This is a genomic window from Serratia sp. UGAL515B_01 (assembly GCF_033095805.1).
GTDB lineage: Bacteria > Pseudomonadota > Gammaproteobacteria > Enterobacterales > Enterobacteriaceae > Chania.
Map to the genome: position 1 here is coordinate 2,287,330 of NZ_CP109901.1, position 18,187 is coordinate 2,305,516.

At 50.8% G+C, this 18,187-nt stretch carries 16 protein-coding genes and 1 pseudogene; 4 read left to right on the forward strand and 13 right to left on the reverse strand.

The genetic code is table 11. From position 1 onward, the window contains the following. Positions 1-83 precede the first annotated feature (83 nt). The 10 genes and pseudogenes from purF to OK023_RS10325 form a co-directional block, all read right to left on the reverse strand. The gene (gene purF / locus OK023_RS10280; RefSeq protein ID WP_317692645.1) at positions 84-1,601 is read right to left on the reverse strand and encodes an amidophosphoribosyltransferase; all 1,518 of its coding nucleotides are present in this window, start codon (positions 1,599-1,601) and stop codon (positions 84-86) included. Between the two features lie 21 nt (positions 1,602-1,622). Further along, entirely contained in the window at positions 1,623-2,123 is a 501-nt protein-coding gene (gene cvpA / locus OK023_RS10285) for a colicin V production protein (protein WP_317692646.1), read from the reverse strand. A 188-nt stretch (positions 2,124-2,311) separates the two neighbouring features. Further along, positions 2,312-3,070, reverse strand: coding sequence for a cell division protein DedD (gene dedD / locus OK023_RS10290; protein ID WP_317692647.1), 759 nt, complete (start codon positions 3,068-3,070; stop codon positions 2,312-2,314). Further along, a pseudogene (folC, locus tag OK023_RS10295) lies at positions 3,071-4,334 on the reverse strand (bifunctional tetrahydrofolate synthase/dihydrofolate synthase). A gap of 152 nt (positions 4,335-4,486) precedes the next feature. Continuing rightward, the gene (accD, locus tag OK023_RS10300; protein ID WP_317692648.1) at positions 4,487-5,395 is read right to left on the reverse strand and encodes an acetyl-CoA carboxylase, carboxyltransferase subunit beta; all 909 of its coding nucleotides are present in this window, start codon (positions 5,393-5,395) and stop codon (positions 4,487-4,489) included. Positions 5,396-5,629: 234 nt separating this feature from the next. Then, on the reverse strand, positions 5,630-6,292 hold the full coding sequence (locus OK023_RS10305) for a DedA family protein (protein WP_317692649.1): 663 nt from the start codon (positions 6,290-6,292) through the stop codon (positions 5,630-5,632). A gap of 79 nt (positions 6,293-6,371) precedes the next feature. After that, on the reverse strand, positions 6,372-7,193 hold the full coding sequence (truA, locus tag OK023_RS10310; protein ID WP_317692650.1) for a tRNA pseudouridine(38-40) synthase TruA: 822 nt from the start codon (positions 7,191-7,193) through the stop codon (positions 6,372-6,374). Continuing rightward, positions 7,193-8,203: an aspartate-semialdehyde dehydrogenase gene (locus tag OK023_RS10315; protein WP_317692651.1), complete on the reverse strand. Its 1,011-nt coding sequence runs from the start codon at positions 8,201-8,203 to the stop codon at positions 7,193-7,195. Before OK023_RS10315 ends, truA begins: the two co-directional genes overlap by 1 nt. A 128-nt stretch (positions 8,204-8,331) precedes the next feature. Continuing rightward, positions 8,332-9,453, reverse strand: a complete 1,122-nt coding sequence (pdxB, locus tag OK023_RS10320; RefSeq protein WP_317692652.1) for a 4-phosphoerythronate dehydrogenase PdxB — start codon at positions 9,451-9,453, stop codon at positions 8,332-8,334. 73 nt (positions 9,454-9,526) lie between these two features. Then, complete coding sequence (locus tag OK023_RS10325) at positions 9,527-10,300, reverse strand: helix-turn-helix transcriptional regulator (RefSeq protein ID WP_317692653.1); 774 nt, start codon at positions 10,298-10,300, stop codon at positions 9,527-9,529. Positions 10,301-10,408: 108 nt separating this feature from the next. Here OK023_RS10325 and OK023_RS10330 point away from each other — a divergent pair, with 108 nt between their 5' ends. Then, complete coding sequence (locus OK023_RS10330) at positions 10,409-11,287, forward strand: DMT family transporter (protein WP_317692654.1); 879 nt, start codon at positions 10,409-10,411, stop codon at positions 11,285-11,287. Between the two features lie 261 nt (positions 11,288-11,548). Here the strand turns inward: OK023_RS10330 and OK023_RS10335 are convergent, their stop codons facing one another. Together OK023_RS10335 and tctD are read right to left on the reverse strand one after the other, a co-directional pair. Then, positions 11,549-12,961, reverse strand: coding sequence for a sensor histidine kinase (locus OK023_RS10335; RefSeq protein ID WP_317692655.1), 1,413 nt, complete (start codon positions 12,959-12,961; stop codon positions 11,549-11,551). Continuing rightward, entirely contained in the window at positions 12,948-13,622 is a 675-nt protein-coding gene (gene tctD / locus OK023_RS10340) for a transcriptional regulator TctD (protein ID WP_317692656.1), read from the reverse strand. The genes OK023_RS10335 and tctD overlap by 14 nt, the downstream gene beginning before the upstream one ends. 122 nt (positions 13,623-13,744) lie before the next feature. Between tctD and OK023_RS10345 the strand changes: the two genes are divergently transcribed. The 3 genes from OK023_RS10345 to OK023_RS10355 are packed head-to-tail and all read left to right on the forward strand — an operon-like array spanning position 13,745 to position 16,703. Next, complete coding sequence (locus OK023_RS10345; RefSeq protein ID WP_317692657.1) at positions 13,745-14,725, forward strand: tripartite tricarboxylate transporter substrate binding protein; 981 nt, start codon at positions 13,745-13,747, stop codon at positions 14,723-14,725. A 14-nt stretch (positions 14,726-14,739) separates the two neighbouring features. After that, positions 14,740-15,171 carry a tripartite tricarboxylate transporter TctB family protein gene (locus OK023_RS10350; protein ID WP_317692658.1) on the forward strand — a complete coding sequence of 144 codons (432 nt, stop codon included), beginning with the start codon at positions 14,740-14,742 and terminating at the stop codon, positions 15,169-15,171. An 11-nt stretch (positions 15,172-15,182) separates the two neighbouring features. Continuing rightward, the gene (locus tag OK023_RS10355; RefSeq protein ID WP_317697635.1) at positions 15,183-16,703 is read left to right on the forward strand and encodes a tripartite tricarboxylate transporter permease; all 1,521 of its coding nucleotides are present in this window, start codon (positions 15,183-15,185) and stop codon (positions 16,701-16,703) included. A gap of 179 nt (positions 16,704-16,882) precedes the next feature. Here OK023_RS10355 and OK023_RS10360 read toward each other — a convergent pair whose 3' ends face one another. Further along, entirely contained in the window at positions 16,883-17,971 is a 1,089-nt protein-coding gene (locus tag OK023_RS10360) for a hypothetical protein (RefSeq protein ID WP_317692659.1), read from the reverse strand. Between the last annotated feature and the right edge of the window lie 216 nt (positions 17,972-18,187).

The window sequence follows — 18,187 nt, forward strand, 5'->3', positions numbered from 1 at the left end:
CTTTGCAGCAACCTTTGCAGATTAGCAAGTGGGGGAAGTTGTGCACCGCAACGGATGCCTCGGTGCACAACATTGGTAACGGGTTATCCCTCGTTATGCATTTCCAGATTTTCAACTTCTGTCTGGCCGCGCAACGCCTTAGCATCGTCGTTACGTAGTGCTTCAAGATATTCCAGATAGCTCTGGTCGACATCTTTAGTCACATAAATACCGTTAAATACCGAACATTCAAACTGAACAATATCCGGATTATCTTCACGCACCGCTTCGATCAAGTCATTCAAGTCCTGGAAGATCAAACCATCAGCACCAATGATCTGGCGTATTTCATCCACTTCACGCCCGTGGGCAATCAGCTCGGTAGCGCTCGGCATATCTATGCCATAAACGTTAGGAAAGCGGATTTCCGGGGCGGCTGAGGCAAGATAAACGCGTTTTGCTCCTGCATCACGTGCCATTTCAACGATCTGCTCAGACGTGGTTCCACGCACAATAGAATCGTCGACCAGCAACACATTCTTGTCACGAAACTCCGCACGATTGGCATTGAGTTTGCGACGCACTGACTGACGGCGGGCCAACTGACCCGGCATGATAAAAGTACGGCCAACATAACGGTTTTTAACAAAACCCTGGCGGTAGGGTTTATGCAATATCCGCGCTATTTCCAGCGCGATGTCACAAGACGTCTCAGGGATCGGGATCACCACGTCAATATCCAGATCTTCCCATTCGCGAGCGATCTTCTCACCCAATTTCTGCCCCATTCGCACGCGGGCGCTATAGACAGAAATCTTGTCCATGAAAGAGTCAGGGCGGGCAAAATAAACGTATTCGAACAGGCATGGATTGGTTTTGGGATTTTCTGCACACTGGCGAGTGAACAGTTGACCTGCTTCGGTGATATACACCGCTTCGCCAGGCGCAACATCACGCAAGAACTCAAACCCCAAGGTATCCAGTGCTACGCTCTCAGAAGCAACCATGTACTCACAACGGTCATCTTCAAGCATTCGTTTACCAATCACCAACGGACGGATACCATTCGGATCGCGAAAAGCAACCAAACCATGGCCGATTATCATTGCTACACAGGCATAAGCACCACGCAATTGCTGATGCATCGCTGCGACCGCAGTAAAAATGTTGTCAGCGTCCAGCGGATAATGCTGAAAACGATCAAGTTCAGTCGCCAGTACGTTCAGCAAGATCTCGGAATCAGAAGTGGTATTGATGTGGCGGCGGCCACTTTCAAACAGCTTCTGGCGCAATTCATTCGCGTTAGTAAGGTTGCCGTTGTGTGCCAGCGTAATGCCGAACGGTGAGTTAACGTAGAAAGGCTGGGCTTCGGAAGCACTGGAGCTGCCAGCCGTCGGGTAGCGCACGTGGCCGATGCCCATATTGCCCTGTAAACGCTGCATATGCCGTGCTTCAAACACATCCTTCACCAAGCCATTTGCCTTGCGTAGGCGGAACCCGTTATGGGCATCAATGGTGACGATGCCTGCGGCATCTTGTCCACGGTGCTGAAGCACCGTCAACGCATCATAAATCGACTGGTTTACCGGCGTGAAACCGGCGATACCGACAATACCGCACATGTTGTCTTTTCCTCTAAGCCGCTACCGCCCTGGTAATTGGGTCGGTAAGAAACTCGACGTGCTCTGCAGGTAGTCAAAGAACCACCTGATAATGTAGCTAAACTGGGGGATTAATTGCGATTGTCTCCAATCTGCGCTTTGTGACAGCGTGGTAAAGGTATCAAGGAAAAACAGTATCGCCGCTACAATCAGTACGCCACGCAGTGCGCCAAAGCACACGCCCAACACCCGGTCGGTGCCCGATAAACCGGTTTTCTCTACCAATGAACCAATCACATAGTTGACGATAGCACCCACAATCAGCGTTGCAATAAACAAAATGGCGATCGCAATGCCGTTGCGCACCAGTTCATCTTCGAAACGAGTGAAGTAAGCTGCAAGGTAAGGATAGAAGTGGCTGGCAACAAAGAACGCACATCCCCATGTTACAAGTGACAACGCTTCGCGAACAAAACCTCGGATCAGGCTTACCACAGCCGAAAACCCAATCAACGCTATAATGACGTAATCAATCCAAACCATGAACTATTCCAATAATAAATCGCCCTGCATCTCATTCGCGGCGAATTCTAACAGAAAAAGAAAACGTTTGCGTAGCGGATTTCCCACCGAGCAAAACAAAAAAATGGCGGTGAAAAAATTTACCGTCACAGCCGTATGAACCGAAAAGCACAGTTTTTTTGAGGTTTCTAACATAACCGACATCAACCTTAACGCACAGCATAGGTCTTGATTTGCCCACTCAACCCACTGATGGTATTCAGGTCGGGCAACGATGACTGCAACTTTTGTTTTGACACATCAGGGCCGACAAAAATCCGGGTAATTTCCCCTTGAACCGGTGTCGATGGCACGGTATAGGCCCGATAGCCAGACAAGCGAAGCGAAGCAACGATCTCGTTAACCTTGGCAGCATTTTTCAAAGCGCCCAATTGCACCACATAGGCCTGTCCAGCAGGGGCTTTTTCTTCCACAACCGGTTTAGGTTCGAGTTTAGGTTCGGGCTTCACAGGTGGTTTAGTCGGCTCAACCTTGGGGGGTTGTACCGGTTTAGGTGCCACTTCTACCGGCTTGATCGCTACCGACTCTGGTTTCACTTCCGCTGGTTTTGGCTTAACGGGTTGAGATGGTTTAGTTTCGGTCTGCGGTGACACAACTACGGGGGACTGTTGCTGTTGCTGACGCTGTTGTGCTGCCTGATTGACTGCTTGTTGTGCAGTTGCCTCCGCATTTGCCTGTTGCTGTACCAATGCCCCGGCACCTTCGGGTGGCTGCGATGGCAAAGGTTGATTTACCGGCGATATTAAATCCGTTTCATGGGCATCTCCCGGCTTAGGAACCAGAGGAATAGCTGCAAACTCATCCTCATAGTGTTTCTTTTTACCGTCCAGCAACCCCGGTAGGATAATCACCCCTAAGGCAACCAGGATAACCGTCCCAACTAGTCTATTCTGAAATTTACTTGCCACTCACACTCTCCGCCTCTCGTCTAACGCCGTCATCACATGTGCAACGGTGTGGAACGAACCACAGACGATCACAATATCCTGAATACCTGCATCCTGCATAGCTTGACGCCAAGCCGTTTCAACATCAGCAAACTGCTGCGGTTCCTCTAGGTACTGCGCCAGTAATTCAACGCTAGCCCCCGAGGCACCTCAAGAGGTGCACAATACCACTCATCGACTTGCCCATTCAGGCAAGCCAGAGTTCCAGCAATATCTTTGTCGGAAAGCATACCCAACACAGCACGCACCTTACCTTCCTCTCGCGGTAATTTCGCCAACCTTTCAGCCAGATAGGCGGCTGCATGCGGATTATGCGCAACATCTAGGATCAACAACGGGTTATGCTGAATAATCTGGAAGCGGCCTGGTAATGTGGCCTGTTGCAGCCCGTTAAAAATCGCCTTCTCATCAATTTCTAACGACGAATAATGTAGCGCGGCCAGTGCCGTAGCAGCGTTAGCCAGTGGTACATTAGGGATCGGCAAATCTTTCAAGTGAGTGTCGTTACACAGCCACTGCCAACGTTCACCTTGCTCGCTGAATGCCCAGGCATCCCCCGGCAATACAATGGCGATCCCAGACTTTCTGCTACTTGCCGAATGCTTTGCGGCATCTCCGGTTCCCCCACCACGGCTGGCTTGCCTCCACGGAAAATACCCGCTTTTTCGCGGCCGATGCTTTCACGATCGTTACCTAGCCAGTCTGTATGATCCAAAGCGATGCTCGTTACTACGGCAACATCTGGATCCACAATGTTAGTGGCATCAAGACGCCCTCCAAGCCCGACTTCCAGGATCACAACGTCGAGTTTAGCCTGTTTAAACAGCTGTAATGCAGAGAGAGTACCGAACTCGAAATAGGTCAGTGAGACTTCACCACGGCCTGCTTCAATCGCAGCAAACGAGCGGCAATGTTCGGCTTCGCTGAGTTCTTCACCTTGAATACGCACGCGTTCGGTATAGCGCACTAGGTGCGGGGAACTGTAAACGCCAACCCGCAATCCGGCAGCCATCAGGATCGCTTCAAGCGTACGGCAGGTTGTCCCTTTGCCGTTGGTACCAGCAACGGTGAACACCATTGGAGCAGGGGTAAGTAATTCGAGGTGTGCCGCAACGCGCTGTACACGCTCCAGACCGAGTTCTATTGCCTGGCTGTGAAGACGTTCCAGATAATAAAGCCACGAGCTCAAGGGCGACGTGGCTTGGGGAATTTGGTGGTTTTGCATGAGTACCGTCACTGACTTTGGGTTCAAAATCCGTATGGTGCATCACCTTCGCTGCGGTTAAGGCGATGCTTTGCATTCTCCAGCCGCCGTTTTGCCGCAAAGTAACGGTTGGAAAAATGCACCAGCCGGTGGCTGGTGCATTCCTGCGCTGATCAAGCTTCCGTATGATTTTCCTCAACGACTACCGGTACAGCATCGTCAAAATACGGCTGCGGCTGGTTCGTCAGTTTGGAAAGGATGCTTGCCAACGTTTTGCGCATCTCAGGGCGACGGACGATCATATCTATCGCACCTTTTTCGATCAGGAATTCGCTGCGCTGGAATCCCGGTGGCAGTTTTTCGCGTACGGTTTGTTCAATAACGCGTGGCCCCGCGAAACCGATCAAGGCTTTTGGCTCAGCAATATTGATATCACCCAACATAGCCAGGCTGGCAGAAACCCCTCCCATGGTAGGATCGGTCAGAACAGAAATGTACGGTAAACCACGCTCTTGCAACTTGGCAAGCGCGGCGCTGGTTTTCGCCATCTGCATCAGCGACATCAACGCTTCTTGCATACGCGCACCACCACTAGCTGAAAAGCAGACCAGCGGGCAGTTATCTTCCAGTGCATGTTCAACCGCACGGACGAAACGAGCGCCCACAACGGAAGACATAGAACCACCAATAAAGGCAAACTCAAAGGAGGCAACCACCACAGGCATTCCGTATAGTGTGCCTTTCATCACCACCAGCGCATCTTTTTCGCCGGTCGCTTTCTGTGCCGCAACCAGGCGATCCTTGTATTTCTTGGAATCCCTGAACTTAAGAACGTCCTTTGGTTCCAGTTCGCTGCCCAGCTCCACCCCACTGCCGTCATCCAGCACAGTATGCAAACGCATACGGGCTGGCATACGCATATGGTGGTCACACTTGGGGCACACCTCAAGATTACGCTCCAGTTCGGCACGATAAAGAACCTGGCCGCAGCTATCACATTTAGTCCAGACCCCTTCAGGAATACTCACTTTACGGGTTTGAGTAACGTTACTTTTGTTAAGAATTCGTTCAATCCAGCTCATCGATGACCTTTCTGTCTGAACCTGGCACACGCCAGTCCGCTGTTCATGCTTTAAACAATCCCCCTGAAAACATACCCCCATGAAAATGCACGTTTCAGGGCCAGCAAGTACGCCTTCCTGATACTGGTTTCAGGGTTGTTCGCAGGAACAGACCATAAATGTCGCTCATTAAAGCATATCGGCCCGATAGTGTGGACAAAAAACTGGTCGAACCGATGTGCTAAGCGATGTTTTTTATTGTTTTTGCTGGCGCGCAGCCGCACGTTTATGGCGCCATATTTCAATAATGCCCGGCAGAATTGAAACAAAGATGATCCCAACGATCAACAATTTCAGGTTTTCCTGCACCACCGGTAACCCACCAAAATGATAACCAGCATAAGTGAACGAGAGCACCCAAAGTAGCGCACCTATCACGTTATAGGCTGCAAAATGCCGATAAGACATATGCCCCATACCGGCAACAAATGGCGCAAAAGTACGCACAATAGGCACAAATCGTGCCAATATAATGGTTTTACCCCCATGCTTCTCGTAAAACTGATGCGTTTTATCCAGATAACTACGGCGGAAAATTTTTGAATCTGGGTTGCGGAACAACTTTTCGCCAAACAGCCGCCCAATCGTATAGTTGACCGCATCCCCAAGTATGGCAGCAACCAGCATCAGTGCCACCATAGTATGTACGTTAAGATCGTTAGAAGGTAAAGCCGCCAGTGCACCGGCAACAAACAGTAGAGAATCCCCCGGCAAGAAAGGCGTTACCACCAACCCTGTTTCACAAAACAGGATCAGGAAAAGAATGCCGTAAACCCACACGCCGTATTGGGCAACCAACTCCGCCAGGTGTGCATCAATATGCAGAATAAAATCAATCAGAAACTTAATGACTTCCATAAACTCTCTCTTCTCCGGGTGACTCACTCACCCGACTACAAGCATCGATGAACAACGCATTAATCTGCCATCAGGCTGTTTAATCGTCGGCTAAAAACAGTGGCCCCAACGGGGGTCGGGGTAAATCAAACAATGCAGGATAATCAACGGCGACCAAATACAACCCTTCAGCCTTGGCGGTGGCTGCAGCCAGATTACGGTCCTTCAACGCCAGTAGTTCGGCCATCCAGTTTTCGTTCTGATTGCCGCAACCAATTTCCATCAGGCTACCAACAATATTGCGAACCATATGGTGGACAAAGGCATTGGCTTTTATATCTACCACGATATATTCACCGTAGCGTGTAACCTTAACGTGTTTTACGTTACGCCAAGGAGTACGTGACTGACACTGTACCGCCCGGAATGAAGTAAAATCATTTTCGCCCAACAAGGCCTGCGCCGCTCGATGCATACGGCCCGCATCTAACGGGTGATAGAAATGGGTCACTCCCTGCTGTAAAACTGCCGGACGATAGCGATGGTTATAGATGATATAGCGATAACGCCGAGCGGTAGCACTGAAACGCGCATGAAAATCGCTGTTCACTTCTTTCACCCAACGTACGGCGATATCCGGGGGCAAGTGACTATTCACACCCATCGTCCAGGCAGCGTCTTTGCGACGCGCAAGCGTTTCAAAATGCACCACTTGCCCAGTAGCATGCACGCCCGCATCGGTACGCCCTGCACAGAACACGCCTATCGGCGCATCCGCTACTTTACTCAGGGCCTTTTCCAGGCAAGCCTGCACACTGGCAACCTCTTGCTGACGCTGCCAGCCATAATAGCGACTGCCATCATACTCAATCCCCAACGCAATTTTCAGCATTGGCTGGGTTGGTAACTCCACCTCAGACATCAGTACATCTGCTCCTGCAACAGGCGTTCTGCGGTTTCGATCGCCATCAGTGCACCGCCAAAGCGAACGTTGTCAGCCACTGACCAGAACTGCAACATTTCCGGGATGCCGTAGTCGTTACGCAGGCAACCTATGCTTAAAACATCGCTGCCGGACGCCTCCGTCACCTGTGTCGGATAATCGTCTTCTTCACTCAGTTGAATATCTTCCGCCTGCTCAAGCTCACTGCGAGCTTCTTCTGCCGCGATAGGGCGCAACGCTTCCAAATGCACCACTTGTGCATGACCATAAAATACCGGCGATTGGATACAACTAACCGAGATAGGTAATCCTTCATCCTGTAGTACTTTGCGCACCTGATCGACGATCAGACGCTCCTCCCGTACGCTGCCCTGCTCATCGTTCAGCAATGGCAACAGGTTAAACGCCAACTGCTTGGTAAATACCCCTGGTTCAGCAGGAATACCGTTTAACAGGCGCGCACTCTGGCCTGCAAGATCGTCCACCGCAACTTTACCCCGGGCCGAAACCGACATTAGGGTAGTCACATGCAGACGAGATAGCCCCGCCTGCTCCGTTAGGGGCTTTATCGCCGTCAGCAGTTGGCACACCATACTATCTGCCACCGCGACGATATTTCGGTTACGGTAATCTGCCAGCACCTGCGGGTTAACACCAGGAACCACCAGCGGCACATCCGGCTCCAATGCAAACTGGCCACTGGTATCGATAACCAGGCACCCCATGTTGCCAGCCTCTTCGGCATAACGGGCTGCCGCCTCAGTACCCGCTGCAAAAAAAGCTAATTGCGCCTGAGACCAATCGAACTCCTCCGCATTTTGTACCAACAGGGATTTACCGTTAAAACGCACAGTGGCACCAGCATTGCGTTCACTGGCTAAAGGAAAAAGCTCCCCCACCGGGAACTGGCGTTCCTGTAACAATTCCAGTAACGCTTCACCGACTGCGCCAGTGGCGCCAAGCAGAGCGATATTCCAGCCATCAGACATTGGGGGTTCTCCTGAATGATTCATTCAAAGGCAAACGGGTGTCAGTTTCAGACCATCGCCTTAAAGACAACAGATAGATACAGCACCCGGATATAAAAAGGGGAAATCAGGTAACCTTACGCTACCTCTTACCGAACACCAAAACCCAGCTTATGCAACAGTTCAGCACTGGCGCTGTCATCACATAACACCTGCAATGAAGACCACTCCCGACGTTCTTGGTAATGCTTGCGCAAGCGATCAAACTCCCCCGGCAGACCGGCAACTTTGCGCAGAGGGGCATCGTCGCGGCGCACATCATACACCAAGTGCATCAATCGTTTTAACATGCCTTCATCCAGTGGCCGATTAAGGCGAACTTCGCTGAATTCAGGCACCGGTAACAGCGAAGCCAGTTCGATCGACTGTGGTTGCCCAATATGCTGAGCAAAGGCTTCAAATACCTGCGTGGTGCCGCGTGCTTTACCCTCCAACGTGTAGCCTGCAATATGCGCGGTAGCAATATCCACCCAGTCCAGTAGTGCTAAGGAGAGGTTTGGCTCAGGTTCCCATACGTCCAACACCGTACTCAACCTTTTCCCCTGCTCCAACACGTTGAGCAATGCCGCGTTGTGCACTACCGCACCTCGGCTGGCATTGATCAGGATCCGATCTTCCGGCATAGCGTCAAGCAGCTCTGCGTTGACCAAATGCAATGACTTGTACGGACCAGTCTTGTTCAGTGGAGTGTGGAAGGTCAGGATATCGGCTTCTGCCACCAATTTTTCCAGTGGCCAAAACTCCCCGGCATCGCCACGCGCAGCGCGCGGCGGGTCACACAATAATGTGCGAACCCCCAACGCTTTGAGACGTGCATCCAAACGGGAGCCGACATTGCCAACACCAACAATCCCCACGGTTTTATCAAGCAAGTGGAAGCCATCGCGCTCTGCCAGCGTCAACAGCGCGGAGAACACATATTCCACGACGGCGATAGCATTGCAGCCTGGTGCAGCAGAAAAACCAATCCCCATCTGTTGTAGCCAAGCGAGGTCAACATGGTCTGTCCCTGCTGTCGCAGTACCCACAAAACTAATACCCGTACCGGCCAATAATTCCTGATTCACTTTAGTCACAGAACGCACCATAAGTGCGTTAGCATCTGCCAATGCATCACGCGGAATAGGTCGGCCAGGCACGGCCTGTACTTCACCCAGGCGACCAAACAGGTCTAGCGCGTAGGGCATATTTTCATCAACCAGGATCTTCACGTTGTTCTCCAAGAATAGGTGACGTTCAAGCAGAAAATAGTTTGCCACTGAATGGTACAGAAACCCAATGTTGTTATGTACGGCGAAAGCGTTCTGGCGTGGTTCCCGCGATTTGCTGGAACATGACAATAAATGCTGAAGCCGAACTGTAACCAACATCAAGAGCCACATCCTGTACGGTTTTCCCCCGCTCAAGCAATGAAAGTGCGTGCAAAAAACGCAGACGTTGGCGCCATTCGCTAAATGACATCCCCAACTCTTGCTGACAACGGCGCGATAAGGTGCGTTCAGTGGTATAAACTCGCCGAGCCCAAAGCGCCAGCGGCGTATTATCTGCCGGACAACGCTCCAGCGCTTCAAGCACTGGACCCAAGAATTTGTCTTTCGAGGTAGGCAGATAGGTCTGCTGGATTGGCGAAATACGTAACTGGTCTATCATCACCAGACACAAGCGTAAATCTTCCTCGGTGTGCGGTTCCAGCATCTTGCGTACCAGGCAGTCTTCGACGATGGCACTAAACACCGGGGAAACATTAATCAAGCAAGCTTGTTCTGGCAGCCCCGAACAGCAGTCCTTGGCGATGTTAATGGTACGAAACAGTGCGGGTTTGCGGTTATAGCTGGAATGTTCCGTACCTATTGGTACCCAGACGGCAAACTCTGGCGGAGCAAGAAAACGCTGACCAGCAATATTCAGGGCGATCACCCCCGTTTTGACACAAACCAATTGTCCCCAGTCATGACTGTGTGGCAGATACTCAGTATCCGCATTGGTTTCTTCGCAACAGATAAACAGCGTGTGCGGTGCTTTTATGTTAGCACTGGGGGAATGACGGGTTTCAGCCATAATGATGTTGTCTTGTATTCGCGAGATCCTGTCTGATTATCACTATATATAATAAATCAGACACGGTTAGACTAGCCAGCTTGCGCTATATTGTTGAGAATAATTATCATGAATGCACTTTTTCCCCTGCTGGCTGTACTTATCTGGTCGATCAACGCGATAGTCAGTAAAGTGTCGGCAACCGCTATCGATCCTGCAGCTATTTCTTTTTACCGCTGGTTACTGGCATTAATCGTTCTAACCCCTTTCATGCTGCCGGGAACGATCCGTAACTGGCCGACCATCCGCACCAACGGGTGGAAGCTGATGATCCTTGGGTTACTTGGTATGGTGTTATACCAGAGTTTAGCTTACTACGCCGCACACAGCGTCAGCGCTTTGTTTATGGGGATACTTAACTCATTAATCCCACTTTTGACGGTTTTGATCAGCATTTTAGTGCTACGTGTTGTACCCACTGTTGGCATCGCCTTGGGCACCCTGCTTTCTTTAGCTGGGTTGGTCTGGCTAGTCAGCGGCGGTCAACCGGGGTTGTTATTGCAGCACGGTATCGGTAAGGGTGAATGGCTGATGTTCGGCGCTTCAGCGTCCTATGCACTATACGGCGTATTGACTAAACGCTGGGCAATCGCGTTGCCTAACTGGCAATCACTGTATATGCAGATCCTATTTGGTGTGATATTGCTGCTGCCAAACTTCCTGATGACACAGGACGTCCAGCTCAATGGCCAGAATATTCCGTTGGTGCTGTTTGCCGGCATTCCCGCCTCTATCCTCGCGCCATTCTTGTGGATCCAAGGGGTAATGCGTCTGGGAGCTAACAAAGCTTCCATTTTTATGAACCTGGCCCCGGTGTTCACCGCCATTATCGCCGTGTTGTTCCTGCATGAGCATTTACACAGTTATCACCTCATCGGCGGTGGGATCACACTGCTGGGGGTTATTCTGTCACAACGCCTGCGTACACCTCTAAACAAGCGTTGTTAATACCGCTCCACATCACGCTTTCAGACGGTGGAATAATGAGGAATACCGACACGCCGTGCCCTTCACATTGGGGGCTGGTATCGCGCATCCCTGCGCTCAACGGTCGGCTAACCTGCATCACACCCACCTGTAGCAATATTACGCTCAGCTATTTAGACGAACGCAAGTGTTGTAACCATTGAGTAGCGCCGAAAAGCGGCACTACTCAATGGCCGTTATGCGAAACATCGAAATGAGGGAGGTCCCCCTTTAAAAACATAATCAGGACAGTAAATTAAACCGGACCCTTACCAACAGACCGCCTAATTCTGCGGAACTCAGCAACTCCGGGCGAGTACCATGATAAGCTGTGATGTCTTTCACCAGTGCCAACCCCAAGCCTGCCCCCGGCTGTTCACCAACGTTATCCAGCCGATGAAACGGCTGAAGCGCAGCCAACGTTTGTTCCTGTGAAATACCCGGTCCGCTGTCTTCTATTTCCAGCAACACCTGCCCTTCCTCTAGTTGCAGACGCGCAGTGACTATCCCTCGATTAGGGGTATATTTCAGTGCATTATCCAATAGGTTGGCACAAAGCTCCGCCAACAACAGCACTTCACCTGCGATATGGCATACCTCCGCGCCCTCATATCCTAAATCGATCTGTTTACTACGTGCCTGCGATAATCGTGAAAAACAGGCATCCTTTAGTATCTGTGCCAAGTTAACCGGGTGCAGTTTATGATCGGCACGGCGTTCATGAGCTTTAAGCTGGGAAAGAGACAAAAGGCGGTCGGTTAACGCTATCGTGCTATCCAGTGTCGTGCTCATACCTTCCAGGCTTTCTCGCCATTGTTCTGGCTTATCACTGGTCAGTGCCACGCCAACCTGGGTTTTCAGTACCGTCAGCGGCGTACGCAATTGGTGAGAGGCATCAGCACTGAAGCGTTCCTGACGGGTTACCATCAACCGAAGTCGCTCAATATAGCGATTAAAGGCCCGTAACAGTGGCTGCATTTCAGACCATGGCAACACCATAGGTAGCGGCGTGAGTTCTCCGGGATCTCGCCTTAGCATGATGCTGGAAAGCTTACGTAAGGGTTTGAGTACTTTTTTCAACAGGATATAAGCCAATATCAGCGTCAACAGCACTACGGTTCCCTGACTGAGTAATGCAGCCAGCAACATTTGCCGCGCCAGGTAGCGCCTTGATTCCAGGGTTTCCGCCACCAGAATGGTGGCCATCCCTTCGACTCCAGCATCATTGACCGGCTGGAACAACGCGGCGACACGGATGGGGACACCAAGATAATCCGCGTCATAAAAATGTACCAAGGCGGGATAAAGGGTAGAACGGGTAGTCGATGACGGCAATTGAGGTAAATCATTGTACCCAGAGATACTTTTCCCCTCTGGCGAAATCACTTGATAGTAGAGCCGGTCGTTCATATTACGTTCGAAACTGTCTAACACCACATAGGGAACATCCACTTCCAACCGTTGATTACGTACCACTAATCGTTCTGCCACGGTGCGTGCAGACGCCAGTAGTGTTCGATCGTAAGCCAGTGTTGCAGCACGCATGGCGCTAAAATAGTGGGTATAGACTGAAATGCTTCCCAATACTAACAACGGTAAACCAAAGAACAGCAACAACTGATAGAACAGTGAACGGGGTGCGTTAAACCACCTCATTACACAACTCCAGGCTATACCCCAAACCACGCAAGGTCATAATTGACACTGTGCTACCCTGCAGTTTCTTGCGTAACCGATGAACGTAAAGCTCGATGCTTTCTGGGTTTGCCTGCTCAGAAAGTGTGAATACCTGTTCAAACAACTGTTGCTTGGCAACAGGACGGCCACGGCGATGCATCAACGTGGTCAAGACCGCCAGTTCACGGGGCGTGAGTTGCAATGGCTTGTCTTCCAACAAAAAATAGCCTTCATCATGGTAGGTCAGCCCACCATACTCAAGTGCTTGTTGCGTCACGCCGACGCTACGCCGCAGTAAAGCGCGAATACGTGCCTCCAGCTCATCAAGCTCAAACGGCTTGGTAAGGTAGTCGTCTGCTCCCAAATTCAGTCCCTTAACCCGATCGGCTACTTCTGCTCGTGCCGTTAACAACAGTACTGGCAGAGTCTGCCCACGCTTGCGCAACCTAGCCAACAACTCCAAACCATTTAGCCGTGGTAAGGCCACATCCAACACCACCAAAGCATAATTTTCGTTCAATAACAGATGGTCAGCAGCCAAACCGTCTGCCGCGACATCCACGGCAAAGCCAAGGTTGGTCAACGCTTTTTGTAACCAATGGGATAGCTCGGGGTGATCTTCAACTAACAAGAGACGCATGTCACATCCTGTAAACTTTTCCGGGCACTGAAAGGTAAATGAAAGGTTATTGTTTTAACAATTCAACAACCCCTTGTCAGCGGGTGCACTCACAATCTGAAAGAAAACCGATGGGAAAGGATATGAAAAAAATAATTACCCGTACACTTAGCGCTACAGCGCTGTTACTTGCCGCCAATCAGGTATTTGCCGTAGAACCGCCAAACCGCACTGAATGTATCGCTCCCGCCAAGCCTGGCGGAGGTTTCGATCTCACCTGCAAGCTGATCCAAGTTTCATTGCAGGAAACCAAAGCTATAGACAAGCCGATGCGCGTAACCTATATGCCTGGTGGCGTAGGGGCCGTTGCTTACAACGCCATTGTGGCACAACGTCCAGCTGAATTTGGCACCGTAGTCGCCTTTTCGGGTGGCTCGCTGCTGAATCTGTCACAAGGCAAGTTTGGCCGCTACAACGTGGATGATGTGAAATGGTTGGCCGCAGTAGGGACTGACTACGGCATGATCGCCGTTCGTGCCGATTCACCTTACAAGACGTTGAAAGATCTGATGGATGCGTTCCAAAAAAATCCTGACAGCGTGGTGTTTGGTGCCGGTGCCTCAATTGGCAGCCAGGATTGGATGAAAACTGCCTTGCTGGCACGCCAGGTTGGTGTTGATCCCCACAAAATGCGCTACGTCGCGTTCGAAGGTGGGGGTGAACCGGTGACGGCCCTGCTAGGTAATCACATTCAAGCGGTGTCAGGCGATCTGAGTGAGATGGTTCCTCACCTGAAGAGCGACAAATTACGTGTATTAGCGGTATATGCCGAGGAGCGCCTGCCAGGTGAACTGGCCAACGTGCCTACCGCCAAAGAACAAGGGTTCAATCTGATCTGGCCGATCATCCGTGGTTTCTACGTTGGGCCTAAAGTCAGCGAGGAAGAGTATCAGTGGTGGGCCGATACGTTCAAAAAAATGATGGCTACCGAAGAGTTCAAAAAACAACGCGACCTGCGCGGCCTGTTTGAATTCAATCTGACCGGTACAGAACTGGATAGCTACGTGAAAAACCAGGTTACCCAATATCGTGAGCAGGCAAAAGTCTTCGGGCTGGCCAAATAAACAAAGGGCACTCCATGAGCGATCGCATTTTTGCTGGCCTATGGCTGTTGTTGTGTATCGGGGGACTGTTTATCGGTTGGGGCATACAGAGCGAGTACAGTTACGAACCTTTGGGACCACGCCCCTTCCCCCTGGCCATTCTTGGCCTGATGGCGCTGTGTGCCGCACTGCTGTTATTGCGTAAGCCGCAGATCGTCGAATGGCCACATAACAAAGTATTGCAGCGTCTGTTAGTGCTGATAATCACACTGGTGCTTTATGCCTGGGGATTCGAGTGGCTTGGTTTTCCTCTGGCTACCGCATTGCTGACCATCAGCATCGGCCTACTGTTCCAGGCCACTATCTTGGCCGCGCTGATCTCTGGCGCAGTGATGGGCGTTTCATTGTTCTACGCCTTTGATTATTTGCTGGATGTCACACTGCCACTTGGCGCTTGGCTGAGTTAACGGGGACGATGATGGAAACCTGGATGTATTTGTCTCAAGGGTTCGAAGTGGCACTGGTGCCACAGAACCTGATGATTGCCTTGATCGGCTGTTTCGTTGGCACCATTGTCGGGCTATTGCCGGGCTTAGGCCCAATCAACGGTGTAGCGATCCTGTTACCGCTGGCTTTCGCGTTGAAACTACCCGCAGAGTCTGCCCTGATCCTGCTGGCTACGGTCTATATCGGTTGCGAATACGGTGGGCGTATCTCTTCGATCCTGCTCAACGTTCCGGGTGATGCAGCCGCAATCATGACCGCTTTGGATGGCTACCCGATGGCACAACAAGGGCGAGCCGGAGCTGCACTATCCATCTCTGCGGTCAGTTCCTTTGTGGGGTCATTGATTGCCATTACCGGGATTATTCTTTTCGCTCCTTTGCTGGCTCGCTGGTCGCTGGCATTTGGCCCGGCGGAATACTTCGCTCTGATGGTGTTCGCGATTGCCTGCCTTGGCAGCATGATGAGCGAAAACCCGATCAAATCGCTGTTGGCTGCCTTGATTGGCCTAGGATTGGCCACGGTAGGGGTGGATGCTAATACCGGTGTTTACCGCTTCACTTTCGACAGTGTGCATCTCTCTGATGGCATTCAGTTCATCGTGGTGGTCATTGGCCTGTTTTCAGTCAGCGAAATTCTACTGATGCTGGAGACGACCAGCACCGGACAGAAGTTAATCCGTAAGACAGGCCGTATGCTGTTTAACCGCAAAGAAGCTGCCGAATGCGTTGGCCCTACCCTACGTTCATCTGTGGTTGGTTTCTTCGTTGGTATCTTGCCAGGAGCAGGGGCAACGATTGCGAGCGCACTCACTTACATGACGGAGAAGAGGATCAGCGGCAACAGCGATACCTTCGGTAAAGGGGATATTCGTGGCGTCGCGGCACCCGAGGCCGCCAACAACGCCTCAGCCTGTGGTTCATTTATTCCGATGTTGACGTTGGGCGTACCGGGTTCTGGGACAACAGCGGTTATGATGGGCGCACTGACGTTGTATAACATCACACCAGGACCGGGCATGTTTACCGAACAACCTGACATTGTCTGGGGCCTGATCGCTGCGTTGTTGATTGCCAACGTCATGCTGTTGATCATGAACATTCCGTTGATCGGCCTGTTCACCCGTATGTTAACCGTGCCACTCTGGTTCTTGGTACCCGCCATAGCGGCCGTTTCCGCCGTAGGTGTCTACGCGGTTCACAGCACCACGTTCGACCTGCTGCTGATGGTTGGGCTGGGGGTGTTTGGCTATATACTGCGGAAAATGCACTTCCCGATGTCACCGCTGATCCTGGGTTTCGTATTGGGAGAAATGCTGGAACAAAACCTGCGCAGAGCGTTGTCTATCAGCAACGGTGAATTTGGCATCCTATGGAGCAGCAGCATTGCACAATGTCTGTTGGTGTTAGCCGTGGCCGTACTGGTATTGCCACCCGTGCTACGCAAACTTCGCCGACGCCGTAGCGTCGCCGCTGACGCCACCGACAGCAAATAACAACATACCCTGTATCTTGAGATTTGTTGGGTATAACGGGCAGGTTTACCTGCCCGAATTATCACAAATGAGTACGAGCAGGCAAGCTCAAGTCGCTTTTCTCAGCATCAAGACCCCGTCCATCACCCGCACTGCTTGGCATTGGCAACGGGTTCATATTCTCAGCCAACGACAGGCATTTACCAGATATAACCCGAGAGTTTTTTGATCACCTTAGCCGGAGTCAGGGAAATCCACGTGCAATAATGATCTATACGGTTGCGATCGAGTGTTTCAGGATCGATATCCTTATAATCACCCGCGTGATAACGCAACTTGGAAAAGCCAACTTTGTATTGGGTTGCGTGAATATGTAGCGTGAGTATGTCGATGAGGCCACTCTTCTCGCTCTCCACATCCAAGATGCGTTCACGGCTATCCCTTAAATAACAGTCCCAGCGTTCATTGGCGGCAATTTCACCCGCATACATCGACAACACACCGCGACACCACTCTGGCCAAACCCCCCAGTTTGCTTGATCTGTACCGAACTCTTCGATCAACTTATGACACCAGTATATCTGACGTTGCAAGAACGGGATCATCAACTCGGTGCGGAGTAGTAGCGAGCTCCCGCAGCCAAAGCTATATCTATGTTCAACGCCGTGCCTACGGCAAAAATCGAGCATTTTTTCTCGGAACTTGGCATTTAAATGGTAGTTGCCGCGACCATGTATCGGAAAAAGAGGGGTAAGATTTGCCAAATGGCGAGTGAGAAAAACATCTGCATCCGTGCGCAGCACCCATTGGTAACGTTGAATTATGTAATCAATATGTGGACCACTTAGGCAGGCAATTGAATTGATATAGGGATAATCATGAAACTGAGGATGATGTTGTGAAAACGATTCCTGAGATATCAACACAATACCGGGTTCTCTCGGCAACTGATTAGTCAATGCAGGATGGTGGACAACAATCAGGTCTGATGTTTTCCAGCAGCCACTGTAGATCCAGCTTTTATATAACCAGCTAAACTCTTCCAGCATTCTCTGAGAATTATCGATATAGGTCATTATGCCAAGCTGTTTATTCTTAGAGGTTGTTCCTGTCATTCCTGTCATATCCAATCTGCAATGATTCGCCGTAAGCACAGTGTATGCAAGAATATTAGGTGTAACAATAGGGGCCGTGTGGCATGTTGTTTTGTCGGTGTCATAGCGGGCGAGCACGCCACCAAACTGGTGGCTGACAGGCTGCATAAGATAGCGAAAAAACAACGTTTGCAAACCGCGCTTCTGAATGAGTACGTCTAAAAAAGGTGTTTTAGCTTTAAAGCACATAAAAATAGGTATTTTTACGCATTAACTCTCGACAAACCTCACCACTATTCATCGTTAGGAAACGCCAAAAAGAGGTAATTGAATTTCCTAACCATCAAGAAAAGCATCGCCCGGCTAGGCCGGGCGATTGAGAGTGTCAAAGAATTAAAGGTTTAGGCCAAG